This is a genomic window from Parvibaculum sp. (assembly GCF_030694575.1).
Lineage (GTDB): Bacteria > Pseudomonadota > Alphaproteobacteria > Parvibaculales > Parvibaculaceae > Parvibaculum.
This window is the reverse complement of record NZ_JAUYUS010000092.1, coordinates 26,557-42,382: the sequence shown is the minus strand read 5'-3', so window position 1 is coordinate 42,382 and position 15,826 is coordinate 26,557. Positions and strand designations below refer to the sequence as shown.

The window sequence follows — 15,826 nt, the reverse complement described above, 5'->3', positions numbered from 1 at the left end:
CCGGGGTGCCGCGCGAAAAAACCTTTGAAATCGCGGTTGCGCTACTTCTGGATCAGCGTGCCGGCACCGTGCTCCGTGAAAAGTTCGAGCAGCACGGCATGACGCACGCGGCCATCGAGAATGACCACCGCTTCGACGCCGCCCTCGACGGATTCGATGCAGGTTTCGAGCTTCGGGATCATGCCGCCCGAAATCGTGCCATCCTTCATCAGCGCTTTCGCCTCCGCGACGGTGAGCGCCTCGATGAGCTTGCCGTCCTTGCCGAGAACGCCCGTCACATCGGTGAGGAGGAGAAGACGCGCCGCGCCCATCGCGGCGGCGATGGCGCCCGCCACCGTGTCGGCATTGATGTTGTAGGTATGCCCGTCGCGCGAGATACCGACGGGAGCGATGACCGGGATGATGTCGGACTTCTGGATGACGTCGAGGATTTCCGGATTGATCTTTTCCGGCTCGCCGACGAAGCCGAGATCGAGGAGTTTCTCGATATTCGATTCCGGGTCGTGAACTTTCTGATGCACCTTGCGCGCGACGACGAGGTTGCCGTCCTTGCCGCAAAGACCGACGGCGCGTCCGCCCGCCTGGTTGAGCTGCGCGACGATCTGCTTGTTGATGGAACCCGCGAGCACCATCTCGACGATTTCGACAGTCGCCTTGTCGGTGATGCGGAGCCCGCCGGAAAATTCGCTCTTGATGCCGAGCCGGTTCAGCATCGCGCCGATCTGCGGCCCGCCGCCATGAACGACGATGGGATTGAGCCCGGCCTGCTTCAGCAGCACGATGTCGCGCGCGAATTCGGCGCCGAGTTCCTCGTCGCCCATCGCATGGCCGCCATATTTCACGACGACGGTGCGCTTGTCGTAGCGCTGCATGAAGGGCAGCGCCTCGGAGAGTATCCGCGCCCGTTCGAGCCTCGCGTCGTCCTGGGCCTTCGCGCCCTTATCGGTATCCGGCATGAGCTTTTCGATCGCCTCCTGCTTTCCGCCAGCCGCTGAATTCTAGTCCGCCCGCTTATACCCCAGCGCCGCGGGATCGGCCAGTGAGGCGATCTCGGCGCGCAACTCGGCGATGCCGGTGCCTTTCTCGCTGGAGGTCGCGACGATCCGGGGATGGGCCGCGACGTGGCGGCGGATGCCGGCCCGGACTTCGTCGAGCCGGGTTTCGAGCTCGCCCGCCTTGAGCTTGTCGGTCTTGGTGAGGACGATCTGGTAGGAGACGGCCGCCTCGTCGAGCAGCTTCATCACCTCGTGGTCGTTGTCCTTGAGGCCGTGCCGCGCGTCGATCAGCATGAGGACGCGCCGGAGCGGCACCCGGCCGCGCAGATAGGACATGACGAGGTCCGTCCACTGATCGACCCGCGTCTTCGTCTCGCGCGCATAGCCGTAGCCCGGCAGGTCGACGAGCATGATCGCCGGATGGCCGCCCGCGCCCAGCGTGAAGAAGTTGAGCTCCTTGGTGCGGCCCGGCGTGTTCGAGGTGCGCGCCAGCGTCTTGCGGCCGGTCAGCGCGTTGATGAGGCTCGACTTGCCGACATTGGAGCGGCCTGCAAAGGCCACTTCCGTGACGGTGGTATCGGGCAGGCCGTCCATCGCCACGACGCCGCGCACGAAGTCGCAGGCCTGCGCGAAGAGCCAGCGGCCCGCTTCGATATTCAGCGCGTCGGTATCGGGACCGCTGCCGTCGGGTGCCTCATCGGCCATCGGCTCAGGATTTCGGCTTGTCGCCGCCGGTGAAGACACCGGCCAGCTTTTCAAGCCCGAGATTGGAGAAGATTTCGATCTTCACGCCCTGCCGCTTCATGATGACGCCCTGCTGGATCACCGAAAGCGTGTTGTTCCACGCCCAGTAGATCACGAGACCCGCCGGGAAGCTCGCCAGCATGAAGGTGAAGATGACGGGCATCCAGGTGAAAATCTGCGCCTGGATCGGATCGGCGGGCAGCGGGTTCATGCGCTGCTGCACGAACATGGTGAAGCCCATGATGAGCGGCCAGATGCCGATCATCAGCATCGAGGGCGGATCCCAGGGAATGAGGCCGAACAGGTTGAAGAGCGAGGTCGGGTCCGGCGCGGAGAGATCGTTGATCCAGCCGAAGAACGGCGCGTGGCGCATTTCGATGGTGACGAACAGCACCTTGTAGAGCGCGAAGAAGACGGGGATCTGGATCAGGACGGGAAGGCAGCCGGCAAGCGGGTTCACCTTCTCCTTCTTGTAGAGCTCCATGATCTCCTGCTGCTGCTTCATCTTGTCTTCTTTGTAGCGCTCGCGCAGCTTTTCCATCTCCGGCTGCAGCTTCTTCATCTTGCTCATGGCCACGTAGGATTTGTTGGCGAGCGGATAGAAGACGAGCTTGATGAGCACGGTGACGACGAGAATGGCGATGCCGAAATTGCCGACATGCAGTGCAACGAAATGCAGCGCATCGAACATCGGCTGCGTCAGGAACCAGAACCAGCCCCAGTCGATCAGCAGGTTGAACTTGTAGATGCCCGCATCGCGGTAGCCATCGATGACCTTGCTGACCTTCGCGCCGGCGAACAACCGGTTGCGGAGTTCGAGGCTTTCGCCGGGCTGGACGCTCTGCGCGCCATAGCGGAAATCCGCCTGATAGTTTTCGATCGCGGCGTCCGGATGTTCGCTGAAATTCGCGACGAAGCTTTCGCCCGTCTGCGGCACCAGCGCGGCCGCCCAGTATTTGTCGGTAATGCCGAGCCAGCCTTCGTTGTCGCTGACCTGTACCGGACCGTCCTCCGAGGCGTCGTCGTATTTGATCGCCTTCTCGCCGACGCTCGGGAATTCACCGATGAAGCCCTCATGCAGGATGAAGAAGGAACTGCCGGCAGGCTTGCCCGTGCGCGAGATGAGGCCGTAGGGGTAAAGCGTCACTTCGTTCGCCGAACGGTTTTCGATCCGGTCGGTGACGGTGAAGAGGAAATGGTCGTCGAGCGTAATCTCGCGGTGGAAGACAAGGCCCTGGCCGTTGTCCCAGCGCAGGGTCACCGGCGTCTGCGGCGTTAGCCGGTCGCCGGCTTCCAGTTCCCACTCGGTGGCGGAGGTCGGCAGGTTGACGTTGGCGCCGGGGGCGGCGATGAAGCCGAACTCGGAGAAATAGGGCGTCTCCGTTTTCGCCGGCGAGAAGAGCACGACTTCCGGGCTCTGCGGATCGACCGTCGCGCGGTACTGGCGCAGCCTCAGATCGTCGAAGCGCGCGCCGCGCAGCGAAATCGATCCGTCGAGCTCATGCGAACTGATGACGACGCGCGGGCTCTGCGCCAGAGCCTGGTCGCGCGCCACTGCGCCCGCGGCCGCCACGCCGGGCGCGCGCTGCGCCGGTGCTTCGACGCTGGGCAGCCGGGCGTCGCCGGGGGCTGCCGTGCCGGGCGCGGGTTCGGCCGTGCCTGTCTCTTCCGTGGCCGCCTGCTGCCGCGCACGTTCCGCCTGCATCTGCGGTTCGATGAAGAAATACTGCCACCCGATAAAGACGAGGACCGACAGGAAGATGGCGATGATGAAGTTGCGGTTGTCACCCATGGGGATCGTCTTTCGGAGATGCAGGCTCTGAAGCGGCGGAGGAAGCGCGCGCGGTGCCGGTGCTGTTGGCGTGAACGGTACGGAGCGCGAGGCGCAGGTCGTCGAGAAGATCGGGCCAGCGCCGCGTGAGAGTGGCCTGCCGCCCGATCAGGACGTAGTCGTAACCGTCTTTTGCGGCGAGTGGAAGGATTTCAGCGGCCGCAGCGCGCAAGCGCCGCTTCGCCCGGTTGCGAATGACGGAAGATCCGACTTTGCGGGTAACGGTGAAGCCGACGCGGGGAGGGGCGGTGTCGCCGCGCTCCCGGGCCTGCAGCACGAGGCCGTGTTCCGCCCGCTTGCGCCCGCGGGCGGCGGCGAGAAAGTCGCGGCGTTTGCGTAGGCGCTCGATCTGGCTCATCGCGGCCAAGCTCCGATGCGCGCCCGCTGGAAATGCCACGACGTTGGATGTCAGGCGGAAAGCCGCTTGCGTCCCTTGGCCCGGCGCGCGGCGAGAACCTTGCGGCCGCCGACGGTCTGGGTGCGCGCACGGAAGCCGTGGCGGCGCTTGCGGACGAGTTTGCTCGGTTGATAGGTCCGTTTCACGTCTCTTCTCCGGCGGTCTGGGCCGAGCCCGGCGCCTGCCAGTCCGCTGGCCGGTCGGGCTCAGGGCGGTCTGCAGGCCGCCTCGTGCATGCCAATAAAAACAAGAGCCGCAGGCGTTGCCACCCGACGGCTGTCTGGCGGGGTGTATAAGCGATAAGGCCCGCGGAAGTCAACGGCGGCGGGGCATTTGCCGCCACATCGCCCGACTTATCACCGGCCCTGAACTTGTCTCACAAATGAGTGATACCCCCTGTCGCTTCCGCCGCTTATGCGTAATGTCGCGGCCGGACAGGTAAAACAGGCCGGACCGCGTGCAAACGAGCCACAATACGGTAAATGACGGCCTCCCGGGCGACCGCCTGGTCCGGGTTGTACTTGCTTTGTTCCTTGTACTCGGCTCCATCCTGCCCTCGAAGGCGGAAGAAGCGAAAATGCCGGATCATGGCGAGTGGGCCCGATTGCTGTCGGTCTATCTGACCGAAGGCGAGAGCGGCGAGCCCAACCGGGTCGGCTACGGCGCGCTGAAGGCCAATGCGGCCGATCATGCGGCGCTGAAGGCCTATATCGCCGCGCTGGAAGAGGTGGCGCCGGAAAGCCTCTCCCGCGACGAGCGCTTCGCCTACTGGGTCAATCTCTACAATGCCCTGACCGTCGACGTCGTGACGGACCATTACCCCGTCGCCTCGATCCGCGACATACGCATCTCGCCGGGCTTTTTCTCCAGGGGACCGTGGGGCAGGAAGCTTGTCACCGTGGCGGGCAGGGAGCTGTCGCTTGACGACATCGAGCACGGCATCCTGCGGCCGGAATTCAAGGACAGCCGCGTCCATTACGCGGTCAACTGCGCCGCCCGGGGCTGCCCGGACCTCGCGCCGGAGCCTTATACGGGTGCGGCGCTCGACGCCATGCTGGACGAGGCGGCCCGCGCCTATATCAACAGCCCGCGCGGCGCCGAAATCGGGGACGGCAAGCTCACCGCCTCGAGCATTTTCGACTGGTACCGAAAGGATTTCGGCGGCACCGAAGCGGGCGTGCTGGCGGAACTCCGGAAATATGCCGGTGCGGAGCTCCGCGCCGGGCTGGAAAACATCACCGCCGTGTCGTCTTATCGCTACGACTGGTCGCTCAACGATGCCGCCCGCCCCGGGGACGAAAAATGACCGAGCCCACTCCCGCCGCCAGCCGCCTGTCGCTGCGCCGCCTTCTGCCGCTGATCGTTCTGGCGGCGGGCCTTGCCGCCTTTTTCGCGCTCGGCCTGCACCGCTACCTGACGCTCGATACGCTGCGCGACAACCGGCAGGCGCTGGCCGGCTGGGTTGCCGACCACTGGCTGCTCGCGGCGCTTGCCTATGTCGGCGCCTATATCGCGATCGTCGCCTTCTCGCTCCCGGCCGCGCTCGTCGCAACGCTGACGGGCGGCTTCCTGTTCGGCACGGTCTTCGGCGGCCTCCTCACGGTCATCGGCGCCACCATCGGCGCGACGCTGCTCTTTCTCGCCGCCCGCACCGCGCTCGGCGACATGCTGCGGGCGAAGGCGGGGCCGAAGCTGCGCAAGCTGGAGGAAGGCTTCGGCGAGAACGCCTTCAGCTACATGCTGGTGCTGCGCCTCGTGCCGCTCTTTCCCTTCTTTCTGGTCAATCTCGCGCCCGCCTTTCTCGGCGTGCCGCTCCGCACCTATGTTGCGGCGACCTTTCTCGGCATCCTGCCGGGGACCTTCGTCTATGCGAGCCTCGGCAACGGCCTCGGCGCCATCTTCGAGGCGGGGCGCGACCCCGATCTCGGCCTCATTTTCCAGCCGCAGGTGATAGGGCCTATCCTCGCTCTCGCGCTGCTGGCGCTGGTGCCCGTCGTCTATCGCCGCTTCGCCGGCAAAGGCCGGACAGGCGCGGCCGAATAAATCATCCTCCCGCGAAGGGCGGCGGGACATTCTCGAGAGGGCTCATGGCCAAACGGATCAAGGCTGACATCTGTGTCATCGGCGCGGGATCGGGCGGCCTGTCGGTCGCGGCGGGCGCAGTGCAAATGGGCGCACGCACAGTGCTGATCGAGCGGGACGCGATGGGCGGCGACTGCCTCAACACAGGCTGCGTGCCGTCGAAGGCGCTGCTCGCCGCGGCGAAACAGGCCTACGGCATGGGTGAGGGCGAACCCTTCGGCATCGCGCCCGCAAAGGCGAAAGTGGATTTCGCCAAGGTGCAGGATCACGTGCACGGCGTCATCGCCGCCATCGCGCCGAACGATTCCGTGGCGCGCTTCGAGGCGCTCGGCGTCACCGTTATCAAGGACCACGCCCGCTTCCGCGACGGCGGCACCGTGATCGCCGGCAACGCGGAAATCTCGGCGCGCCGCTTCGTCGTCGCCACCGGTTCGCGCGCGGCCGTGCCGCCGATCCCCGGCCTCGACAAGGTGCCGTTCTACACGAATGAAAACCTGTTCGAGAACAGGGAGTGTCCGCGCCATCTCATCATCGTCGGCGGCGGCCCCATCGGCATGGAAATGGCGCAGGCGCATCGCCGCCTGGGCGCCCGCGTGACGGTGCTGGAGGGACTGCGCGCCTTCAACCGCGACGACCCCGAGCTCTCGGCCATCGTCATCGACCGGCTTCGCCGCGAGGGTATCGAGATTCTCGAAGGCGTGAAGGTCGCAAGCGTCTCCGGTGAGGCCGGAAGGATTTCCGTCGAGATCGACGACAAGGGCGAGAAGCGCACCGTCGAGGGCTCGCACATCCTGATCGCGACCGGCCGCCGCGCCAATGTCGAAGGTCTCGATCTCGAAAAGGCCGGCATCGAATACAGCGACCGCGGATTGAAGGTCGACGACCGCCTGCGCACGACGAACAAGCATGTCTTCGGCGTCGGCGACGTTGCTGGCGGCCTCCAGTTCACGCATGTCGCCGGTTATCACGCGGGCATCGTCATCCGCAATGCGCTCTTCCGCGTTCCCGCCCGCGCCGATCACAGCGCGGTGCCGTGGGTCACCTTCACCGACCCGGAACTTGCCCATGTCGGCGAGACGGAGGTCTCCGCGCGCGACCGCAACATGAAGATCAACGTGCTCAGATGGCATCTCGCCGAGAACGACCGCGCCCAGGCCGAGCGGCAGACGGAAGGCGTCATCAAGGTCGTCACCGACACGCATGCGCGCGTGCTCGGCGCGACGATCGTCGGGCCTCATGCGGGCGAGCTGATCCTGCCCTGGGTGCTGGCGAAGTCGCAGGCGCTGAAACTGAGCGCCATGGCAAGCGTCATCGCGCCCTATCCGACGCTGTCGGAAATCAGCAAGCGCGTCGCCGGCAGCTATTACACGCCCACGCTCTTCAGCCCGAAGACGCGGATGCTGGTGCGTTTTCTCGGTCTCTTCGGTTAAGATCGTCCGCAGCGTCAGGTTTCGGAGAAAACCCGAACGATGAGAGCGACGGCGGACGATACTTGCAGGATCAGGGAAGGCTGGTGGCCGCGCCTCGCGCGTCCGCTACGCGGCTCGCTGTCCCGCCGCCTCCTGGTGCTCACGATCCTCTTCGTGATGCTGGCGGAAGTGCTGATCTTCGTGCCGTCGGTCGCGAACTTCAGGCTGAACTGGCTGGAGCAGCGCCTCGCCGCCGCGCAGATCGCCTCGCTCGCGCTCGAGGCGCGGCCCGATAATATGGTGTCGCCCGCGCTCCGCGAGGAATTGCTGAAGAATGCGCAGGTCTATGCCGTTGCGCTCCGCCGCGACGATGCCCGCCGTCTGGTGCTGAGCGAGGACATGCCGCCCATGGTCGACACGAGTTTCGACCTTCGCGACGCCATGGCCATGCGCCTCATCATGGATGCTTTCGAAACCGTCTTCGCGGGCGATGGCCGGATTGTCCTGGTGACAGGCAGCCCACGCTTCGGCGCCGGCGAGTCGATCGAGATCGTCTTCAACGAGACGCCGCTCCGCCACGCGATGCTGCGCTACGGCAAGAACATCTTTCTGCTTTCGCTCGTCATCTCGATCATCACTGCAAGCCTCGTCTTCGTCGTGCTTCATTTCGTGCTTGTCCGGCCGATGCGCCGCATCACCGGCAACATGGTCGCCTTCCGCGACAATCCGGAAGACGCGCGCCGCGTCATGGCGCCTTCCGCGCGGGCGGACGAGATCGGCGTCGCCGAGCGTGAGTTGTCGCTGATGCAGAAGGAAATCAGGGCGACCCTGAGCCAGAAGGCGCATCTCGCCTCGCTAGGTATCGCGGTGAGCAAGATCAATCACGATCTCCGCAACATTCTCGCCAGCGCGCAGCTCATCTCCGACCGCATCGGCGCCATCGACGATCCGACCGTGCAGCATCTCGCGCCGCGCCTCTTCGCTTCCATCGACCGCGCAATCGAGCTCTGCACCAATTCCCTGAAATTCGGCCGCGCGGAGGAGACCGCGCCGCGCCGCCGCCGCGTCCCGCTCGCATCCTTCGCCGACGAGGTGGCCGAGGCCGCCTGGCCGGAGCGCGAACTTGTCCATTGGGTGAACGACGTGCCGGCGGATCTGGAAGTGGAGGCGGACCCCGACCAGTTGTTCCGTATCCTGCTCAATCTCATGCGCAATGCCGCGCAGGCGCTGACCGATGGCCCGGCCGACCGGCAGAAGGGCGGCGAGGTTCGCATTGCCGCCTGGCGCGCGCAGGATCACGTCCATATCGACCTGTCGGACACAGGGCCCGGCCTTCCCGCCAAGGCGCGCGAACATCTCTTCGAAGCCTTCTCCGGCGGCACCCGCGCCGACGGTACCGGCCTCGGCCTCGCCATCGCGGCCGAACTCACGCGCATTCATGGCGGCCATATCGAACTCTTGAAAAGCGATGCCTCGGGAACGACCTTCCGCATCTGCATACCGGACGGCGCCGGTACGCTTTACGAATGCGCCGAGGCCGAAAGTCTTGCCGCCGCATCCGCGGCGCGGGGATAGAAGTGGAAATGGATTTGATGAAAGACGACGGGCTTCCCCCGCCCGCCCCACAACGCGACTGGGCGCTGTTTCTCGATTTCGACGGTACGTTGACAGAGCTGGCGCCCTCGCCGGACGCGGTGGTGGTGGACGCGGCCATGCCGCGGGTTCTCGCCGGCCTGCTCGACGGCCTCGGTGGCGCCGTCGCGGTCGTCTCCGGCCGCCCGCTCGCCGAGCTCGACCGTCTTCTCGGCGTCGTGCTGCCGGGCGCCGGTGTGCATGGGCTTGAATTGCGCGAGCGCCCGGATGCGGATGTCCATCCGCCGGTGGAGGAGGAAGACATCGCCCTGATCGAACGCGCCCTCGCACCGCTCGTCGCGGGCGATCCACGCCTCATTCTGGAAACAAAACCCGGCGCCCTCGCACTTCATTATCGCCGGGCGCCGGAGCGCGAGATGGAATGCCGTGCGGCGATGGAAGCCGCTTTCGCCGCCACTTCCGGCCTCAACCTCATCGACGGAAAAATGGTGCTGGAGGTGAAGCCCGACCATGTGAACAAGGGCTTCGCCATCGAGAGCCTGCTGAAAGTTCCACCTTTCGCGGGCCGCCTTCCCGTTTTCGCGGGCGACGATCGCACCGATGAGGACGGCTTTGAGGTCGTCAGGGCGCTGAAAGGCGTTACGATAAAAATCGGGCCGGGAGCCTCCCGCGCCGAATACCGCGTGGCCTCCGTCGAGGCGTTCATAGACTGGCTGAAAGAGGTGGCGTCGGTGCTTTCGGACACCGGCTGATGTATCGGAGACAGCAGACAGGAACTGGTTTTGTCATCGCTTGATCTTGGAGTTATCGGAAACGGCACCTTCGGTGCCCTGATCGACAAATGGGCACGCATCGTCTGGTGCTGCCTGCCCCGTCTGGATGGCGATCCGGTCTTCTACGATCTTCTCAACGGCCGCCCGGAAGCTGCTTCGCAGCCCGAAGCGGACCGCCCCGAGCGGGGCTTCTGGTCCATCGAGATCGAAAATGCCGCCTCGTCGCGGCAATTCTACCGCGAGAACACAGCGGTCCTCGTCACCGAACTCACCGACCGCGACGGCAATGCCGTCGAAATCTGCGACTTCGCTCCGCGCTTCACACGGCGCGAACGCATCTTCCAGCCCATGACGCTGGTGCGCCGCGTGCGGCCGCTCGCCGGTTCGCCGCGCATCCGCATAAGGCTCCGCCCCGGCTTCAACTACGGCGCCCAGGAGCCCAGCGTCACGCGCGGCAGCCATCATGTGCGGTTTTTTCACAGCGGTTTGGCGCTCCGCCTCTCGACCAATGCGCCCCTCACCTACCTGCTCGACGAGACGGTCTTCAATCTGACTAACGCAATCAGCTTCATCATGGGCCCCGACGAGACGCTGACCGGCGGTGTCGAGGAAACCGCGCGCGAGTTCGAGGAACGGACGGAGGATTACTGGAAGCGTTGGGTGCGCCGCCTTGCCCTGCCGCTCGAATGGCAGCAGGCCGTCATTCGCGCCGCCATCACGCTGAAACTCTGCTGCTATGAGGAGACGGGCGCGATCGTCGCGGCGCTGACGACCAGCATTCCCGAAATGGCGGATACGGAACGCAACTGGGACTACCGCTTCTGTTGGCTGCGCGATGCTTTTTTCGTGATCCGGGCGCTCAACTCGCTGGCCGAGGTCGAGACGATGGAAAATTATCTCCGCTATCTCAACAACATCGTCGGTTCCGCACCGGACGGCCATCTCCAGCCGGTTTACGGCATCGGCCTCGAAACCCGTCTCAACGAAGACATCGTCGACACGCTGCCGGGTTATCGCGGCATGGGCCCCGTCCGCCGCGGCAACCAGGCCTATGAGCATTTCCAGCACGACGTCTACGGCAATGTAATACTTGCCGCATCGCAGTCCTTCTTCGACGAAAGGCTGCTGCAACGGGCGACCATGGCCGATTTCGAGCGCTACGAGAAGGTCGGCGAGCGGGCCTATGCGATGCACGACCAGCCGGATGCCGGCATGTGGGAACTGCGCACCCGCGCCCGCGTTCACACCTCGTCCAGCGTCATGTGCTGGGCCGCCTGCGACCGGCTCGCGCGCATCGCGGAACATCTCGGCCTCACCGAGCGCTCGCGCCACTGGCGCCGGCTCGCCGACGAGGTCCACGCGATCATCTGCGAGCGGGCATGGAGCGAAAAGCTCGGCGCGTTTACGGAAAGCTTTGAGGGCGAACAATTCGACGCAGGTCTTTTGCTGATGGCGGAAGTCAATTTCATCCGCCCCTCGGACCCGCGTTTCCAGTCCACGCTTCTCGCGGTCGAGAAGGCTCTCCGCCGCGGCCGGCACATGTTCCGTTACGCGACGGCGGACGATTTCGGGTTGCCCGGGAACGCATTCAACATTTGCACGTTCTGGTACATAGACGCCCTCGCCCGTGTCGGCAGGACGGATGAAGCCCGAGAGATTTTCGAATCCATTCTCGCATGCCGCAATAGTTTGGGTCTGCTCTCCGAAGACATCGATCCGGCCACCGGCGAACTTTGGGGGAATTTTCCGCAAACCTACTCGCTTGTCGGCATCATCAACGCGGCGATGCGTTTGAGCCGCAAGTGGGAAGAACAGGTATGAGCCGGCTAGTCGTCGTTTCCAATCGTGTCGGACCGGTCAAGGATGCAGCGCGCGCGGGCGGTCTCGCCGTCGCGCTGGTGGATGCGCTGCGGGCGCGCGGCGGGCTCTGGTACGGCTGGAGCGGCAAGACGGACAGGCGCGCGGTCGACTACGCCTCGATCGAGGATGCCGGGAGCCTCGAACTTGCCACTGTCGATCTCACCCCCGACGAATATGAGGACTACTATAACGGCTTCGCCAACCGCTGCCTCTGGCCGCTCTTCCACTACCGGATCGACCTCACGGCCTTCGACCGCCGCTTTTACGAAGGCTACCGGCGGGTGAACGCCAAATTCGCCCGCGTGCTCTATCCGCTGCTGCGCGCGGACGACACGATCTGGGTCCACGATTATCACTTCCTCGCCTTCGGCAATGAACTCCGGCAGATGGGCGCGGAGCAGCCGATCGGCTTTTTCCTTCACATCCCTTTTCCGGCCCGCGAGGTGCTGGCGGCGCTGCCGCATCACGACGCCATGGTGCGCGGCCTCTTTGCCTATGACGTGCTGGGTTTCCAGACCGAGCAGGATGTCGAGCGTTTCCGCGATTATGTGGTCCGCGAGGCCAACGGCATCGCGAATGGCGACAAGCTCCATTGTTTCGGCCGCACGGTCACTGTCCGCGCTTTCCCCATCGGCATCGATACGGAAGGCTTCGCCAATATCGCCGCGCAGGACAAGGAAGCCCGCCGCCAATACGACAAGGTGACCAAAGGGCTGGGCGACCGCACGCAGATCGTCGGCGTCGACCGTCTCGACTATACGAAAGGCATCGCCGAGCGCTTCCACGCCTATGAGCGCCTGCTGCGCGAATATCCCGAGACGCGGCGCGAGGTCTCCTACCTCCAGATTGCGGCCACCTCGCGCGGCGAGGTGCTGGAATACCGCCAGATGCGCGAGGAACTGGATGGACTTTCGGGCCATGTCAACGGCACCTTCGGCGAATTCGACTGGACGCCGTTGCGCTATCTGAACAAGCCCATGCCGCGCCGCGCGCTTGCCGGCCTCTACCGCGCCAGCAAGATCGGCCTCGTGACCCCGCTCCGCGACGGCATGAACCTCGTCGCCAAGGAATATGTCGCGGCGCAAGACCCGGAGAATCCGGGCGTTCTCATCCTTTCGCGCTTCGCCGGGGCTTCCTATCAGATGCCCGAAGCGGTTATCGTGAACCCCTACGACACAAAGGGAGTGGCGGATGCCCTGCAGATTGCGCGCTATATGAGCCTGCAGGAACGCCGGGAACGCTTCGAGGCGCTGATGAAAAGACTGAAGGCCGAGGATGTCGCCCATTGGCGCGACGACTTCATGTCGACGCTCGCGACCGTAACGCGACGACGGACGATCTCGGCCGTATCGTGATTTTGCCGGGGGAGGCATCGCTGCTCGTCGCCGATATAGGCGGCACCAATGCGCGCTTCGCCCTGGCCGTGGCGCGGGACGGCGTCATCGAACTTTCTCAGCCCACCATTTTCCAGACCGCGGATTATGCCCGCCTCGACCTGGCGCTCACCCGCTTCCTCGACGAGGCGGGCCGTCCGGCGCTGGCCGGTGTCGCTGCCTGTGCCGCCGGGCCGGTGCAGGGCGAGGGCGGGGCCGCGCATATCGCCATGACGAATTGCCCTTGGGATGTGACGGCCGCAACGTTGACGAGCGTGACGGGCATGGCGAAACCTCGCCTGATGAACGACTTCGCGGCGCTGGCGCTCTCCATCCCCGCGCTCACGGAACGCGACCTCCATTCCGTCGGCCCCTTGCGCAAGGGCGTCGCGGGCGCGCCGGTCGGCATTCTCGGCGCGGGTACGGGCCTCGGCGTCTCCACGCTCGTCTTCGATGGCGGCCGCGACATCGTGGTGGCGGGCGAGGGCGGCCATGTCGATCTCGCCCCATCCGATGCGCGCGAGGCGCTGGTGCTCCAGCACCTCCAGGGGATCTATGGCCACGTCTCGGTCGAGCGCGTGTTGTCGGGTCCGGGCCTTGTCACGCTTTATGGCGCTCTTGCCGCGCTTTCCGGCGCGGCGGCCGGGCCTTCTCCCTCCCCCGCCGAAATCGCGGCGCGCGCGCGGGCAGGCACCTGCCCCCTGTCGGTGGAGGCCGTGCGGCTGTTCTGCGGCTGGCTCGGCGCCGTGGCCGGCGATCTTGCGCTCACTGTCGGTGCGCGCGGTGGCATTTATATCGGCGGCGGCATTGTGCCCGGCTGGCTTGCCGCCGGACCGGGCCTTTTCGACGAGACGCTGTTCCGCGCGCGCTTCGAGGCGAAGGGCCGCTTCGACGCCTATCTCGCGGACATACCCGTCTTCGTCATCGGGCGGACGGATGCGGCGCTGCTCGGCCTTGCCCGCGCAGCGCAGGCCCCGCTTTAGGGCTGCTCCGAAATCACCGTACCGTCGCGCCGCGGATCGGCGGCTCCCTCAAGCCCGTGCTGCGTCACGAGAATGCCGTGCAGCCCGCTCATCTGCGGACGTATCTCCACCTTGTGGCCAAGCTGTCCGAGCTGCGGCGCCAGCGCCTCCAGATCCGTACCGGCCTCGATTTCCAGCGCGCCGTTCCGGTCGAGAAAGCGCGGCAGGGCGATCGCCTCCTTCATGCTCATGTCCCAGTCGATCAGCGCGATCAGCGTCTGCGTCACATAACCGATGATGCGGCTGCCGCCGGGCGAGCCGATGACGGCGCGGAAGGCGCCATCCTCGTCGAACACGATGACCGGCGTCATGGACGAACGGGGCCGCTTGCCCGCCGCCACCGCATTCGCCACAGGCCGGCCGTCTTCCTCCGGCGAGAAGGAGAAGTCGGTGAGCTGGTTGTTCAGGATCATGCCGCCCGCCATCAGATGCGCGCCGAACGGGCCTTCGACGGAGGTGGTCATGGAAACCACATTGCCGTCGCTGTCGACGATGCTGAAATGACTGGTGGAGGGCCGGTCGACCGGCTGGTTGAGACCCCAGTTGAAGGCGCGTTCGTCCTTCAGCCGTCCGGCCTTGGCCTTGCCCATCGAGAGGCTGGCGTCGATCTGATCGGCGCGGGACTTTAGATAATCCTTGTCGAGCATGGCCTCGACGGGAACCTCCACGAAATCCGGGTCGCCGATATATTTGTCGCGGTCGGCATAAGCGAGCTTCTCCGCCTCGGCAATGAAATGCACCGAGGTCAGCGTCATCGGTTCCATCCCGCGCAGGTCGTAATTTTCGAGGATGCCGAGAATCTGCAGCGCCGTGAGCCCGCCCGATGTCGGCGGCGGCATCGAGCAGACGCGGTACGCGCGGTAGGGCGCGCAAAGCGGCTCGCGCTTCTTCGCTTCGTAGCCGGCGAGGTCGTCGAGCGTCAGCGTACCGGGCCGCGCCGGCGCGTTCTGCACCGCCGTCACGATTTCCTCGGCGACCGGCCCCTCGTAGAAGCCCTGCCAGCCCTTCTCCGCGATGAGTTTCAGCGTCGCCGCGTAAGCGGGGTTCGTCAGCGTTTCGCCTTCGCCGTAAGGCACGCGCGCGCCGCCGTCCTTGTCGTCCTTGCGGTAGAAATAATCCTGCGCCACCGGCATTTGCATCAGCACCGGGTCGCGCGCGATCGCCTGCGCCAGTTTCGGCGCCACCTGAAACCCTTCCTCTGCGAGCTTTATGGCGGGCTGGAAGAGCTTTGCCCATTCGAGCTTGCCGTGTTCGCTATGCGCCAGCCACAGCATCTTGACGACGCCGGGCGTGCCGACCGAGCGTCCGCTTATCATCGCGTCGAGAAAGGGGAGGGGCTCGCCGTTCCCGTCGAGAAAGAGCGCGGGCGTCGCGCCCTTGGGCGCCGTCTCGCGGCCGTCATAGGCGTCGAGCCGGTCCTCTCCCTTGTCGAAATGCAGCATGAAGGCGCCGCCCGCGAGGCCGGAGGATTCCGGCTCGACCAGCGACAGCACTGCCTGCACGGCGATGGCGGCATCGACCGCGCTGCCGCCCTGCCGCAGGATTTCCGCGCCTGCCTCGGTCGCATAGGGGTTGGCCGCGGCCACCATGAAGGGAGAGGGTTCTTTCTCCTGCCACCATTGAGCGAAGCCCGCGAAGAGAAGCAGCAGAACGACCGTCAATACGCCCAGCGCCGCCAGAATTCGCGTCAGCTTCATCCTTTGTCTCCCTTTGCAGCCGCTTCTCCGGCCGGTCGCGGCCGCGTGTC

14 protein-coding genes are annotated in these 15,826 nt (G+C 65.4%); 8 read left to right on the top strand and 6 right to left on the bottom strand.

What is annotated here, in order from left to right:
• Nucleotides 1-41: 41 nt before the first annotated feature.
• Genes argB through rpmH form a run of 5 tightly spaced genes read right to left on the bottom strand, consistent with a single transcriptional unit; the run spans nt 42 to nt 4,113 of the window.
• Nucleotides 42-956, bottom strand: coding sequence for an acetylglutamate kinase (argB, locus tag Q8S60_RS12635; protein WP_305275772.1), 915 nt, complete (start codon nt 954-956; stop codon nt 42-44).
• A 42-nt stretch (nt 957-998) separates the two neighbouring features.
• On the bottom strand, nt 999-1,700 hold the full coding sequence (yihA, locus tag Q8S60_RS12630) for a ribosome biogenesis GTP-binding protein YihA/YsxC (protein WP_305275773.1): 702 nt from the start codon (nt 1,698-1,700) through the stop codon (nt 999-1,001).
• A 4-nt stretch (nt 1,701-1,704) separates the two neighbouring features.
• Nucleotides 1,705-3,531: a membrane protein insertase YidC gene (gene yidC / locus Q8S60_RS12625; RefSeq protein WP_305275774.1), complete on the bottom strand. Its 1,827-nt coding sequence runs from the start codon at nt 3,529-3,531 to the stop codon at nt 1,705-1,707.
• Nucleotides 3,524-3,928 (bottom strand): ribonuclease P protein component, encoded by a 405-nt coding sequence (rnpA, locus tag Q8S60_RS12620; RefSeq protein WP_305275775.1) that lies wholly within the window; start codon nt 3,926-3,928, stop codon nt 3,524-3,526. Before rnpA ends, yidC begins: the two co-directional genes overlap by 8 nt.
• Nucleotides 3,929-3,978: 50 nt before the next feature.
• Entirely contained in the window at nt 3,979-4,113 is a 135-nt protein-coding gene (gene rpmH, locus Q8S60_RS12615) for a 50S ribosomal protein L34 (protein ID WP_305275776.1), read from the bottom strand.
• Between the two features lie 380 nt (nt 4,114-4,493).
• Here rpmH and Q8S60_RS12610 point away from each other — a divergent pair, with 380 nt between their 5' ends.
• The 8 genes from Q8S60_RS12610 to glk are packed head-to-tail and all read left to right on the top strand — an operon-like array spanning nt 4,494 to nt 14,040.
• The gene (locus tag Q8S60_RS12610; RefSeq protein ID WP_305668600.1) at nt 4,494-5,273 is read left to right on the top strand and encodes a DUF547 domain-containing protein; all 780 of its coding nucleotides are present in this window, start codon (nt 4,494-4,496) and stop codon (nt 5,271-5,273) included.
• Entirely contained in the window at nt 5,270-6,010 is a 741-nt protein-coding gene (locus Q8S60_RS12605; protein WP_305275778.1) for a TVP38/TMEM64 family protein, read from the top strand. The genes Q8S60_RS12610 and Q8S60_RS12605 overlap by 4 nt, the downstream gene beginning before the upstream one ends.
• 44 nt (nt 6,011-6,054) lie before the next feature.
• Nucleotides 6,055-7,479 (top strand): NAD(P)/FAD-dependent oxidoreductase, encoded by a 1,425-nt coding sequence (locus Q8S60_RS12600; protein ID WP_305275779.1) that lies wholly within the window; start codon nt 6,055-6,057, stop codon nt 7,477-7,479.
• Between the two features lie 39 nt (nt 7,480-7,518).
• Nucleotides 7,519-9,033 carry a HAMP domain-containing sensor histidine kinase gene (locus Q8S60_RS12595; RefSeq protein ID WP_305275780.1) on the top strand — a complete coding sequence of 505 codons (1,515 nt, stop codon included), beginning with the start codon at nt 7,519-7,521 and terminating at the stop codon, nt 9,031-9,033.
• Between the two features lie 8 nt (nt 9,034-9,041).
• Nucleotides 9,042-9,803: a trehalose-phosphatase gene (gene otsB, locus Q8S60_RS12590; RefSeq protein WP_305275781.1), complete on the top strand. Its 762-nt coding sequence runs from the start codon at nt 9,042-9,044 to the stop codon at nt 9,801-9,803.
• A gap of 30 nt (nt 9,804-9,833) precedes the next feature.
• Nucleotides 9,834-11,645: a glycoside hydrolase family 15 protein gene (locus tag Q8S60_RS12585; protein WP_305275782.1), complete on the top strand. Its 1,812-nt coding sequence runs from the start codon at nt 9,834-9,836 to the stop codon at nt 11,643-11,645.
• The gene (gene otsA / locus Q8S60_RS12580; RefSeq protein WP_305275783.1) at nt 11,642-13,039 is read left to right on the top strand and encodes an alpha,alpha-trehalose-phosphate synthase (UDP-forming); all 1,398 of its coding nucleotides are present in this window, start codon (nt 11,642-11,644) and stop codon (nt 13,037-13,039) included. Before Q8S60_RS12585 ends, otsA begins: the two co-directional genes overlap by 4 nt.
• Nucleotides 12,970-14,040: a glucokinase gene (glk, locus tag Q8S60_RS12575; RefSeq protein ID WP_305275784.1), complete on the top strand. Its 1,071-nt coding sequence runs from the start codon at nt 12,970-12,972 to the stop codon at nt 14,038-14,040. The genes otsA and glk overlap by 70 nt, the downstream gene beginning before the upstream one ends.
• On the opposite strand, the gene ggt is transcribed toward glk, so the two are convergent.
• Nucleotides 14,037-15,776 (bottom strand): gamma-glutamyltransferase, encoded by a 1,740-nt coding sequence (gene ggt / locus Q8S60_RS12570; RefSeq protein WP_305275785.1) that lies wholly within the window; start codon nt 15,774-15,776, stop codon nt 14,037-14,039. The genes glk and ggt overlap by 4 nt on opposite strands.
• Nucleotides 15,777-15,826 lie beyond the last annotated feature (50 nt).

Excerpts from the sequence above, each read along its gene's own strand:
- yidC (WP_305275774.1), bottom strand. The coding sequence starts at position 3,531 with ATGGGTGACAACCGCAACTTCATCATCGCCATCTTCCTGTCGGTCCTC.
- rnpA (WP_305275775.1), bottom strand. The coding sequence starts at position 3,928 with ATGAGCCAGATCGAGCGCCTACGCAAACGCCGCGACTTTCTCGCCGCC.
- Q8S60_RS12605 (WP_305275778.1), top strand. The coding sequence starts at position 5,270 with ATGACCGAGCCCACTCCCGCCGCCAGCCGCCTGTCGCTGCGCCGCCTT.
- Q8S60_RS12600 (WP_305275779.1), top strand. The coding sequence starts at position 6,055 with ATGGCCAAACGGATCAAGGCTGACATCTGTGTCATCGGCGCGGGATCG.
- ggt (WP_305275785.1), bottom strand. The coding sequence starts at position 15,776 with ATGAAGCTGACGCGAATTCTGGCGGCGCTGGGCGTATTGACGGTCGTT.
- otsA (WP_305275783.1), top strand. The coding sequence starts at position 11,642 with ATGAGCCGGCTAGTCGTCGTTTCCAATCGTGTCGGACCGGTCAAGGAT.
- argB (WP_305275772.1), bottom strand. The coding sequence starts at position 956 with ATGCCGGATACCGATAAGGGCGCGAAGGCCCAGGACGACGCGAGGCTC.
- yihA (WP_305275773.1), bottom strand. The coding sequence starts at position 1,700 with ATGGCCGATGAGGCACCCGACGGCAGCGGTCCCGATACCGACGCGCTG.
- otsB (WP_305275781.1), top strand. The coding sequence starts at position 9,042 with ATGGATTTGATGAAAGACGACGGGCTTCCCCCGCCCGCCCCACAACGC.
- Q8S60_RS12595 (WP_305275780.1), top strand. The coding sequence starts at position 7,519 with ATGAGAGCGACGGCGGACGATACTTGCAGGATCAGGGAAGGCTGGTGG.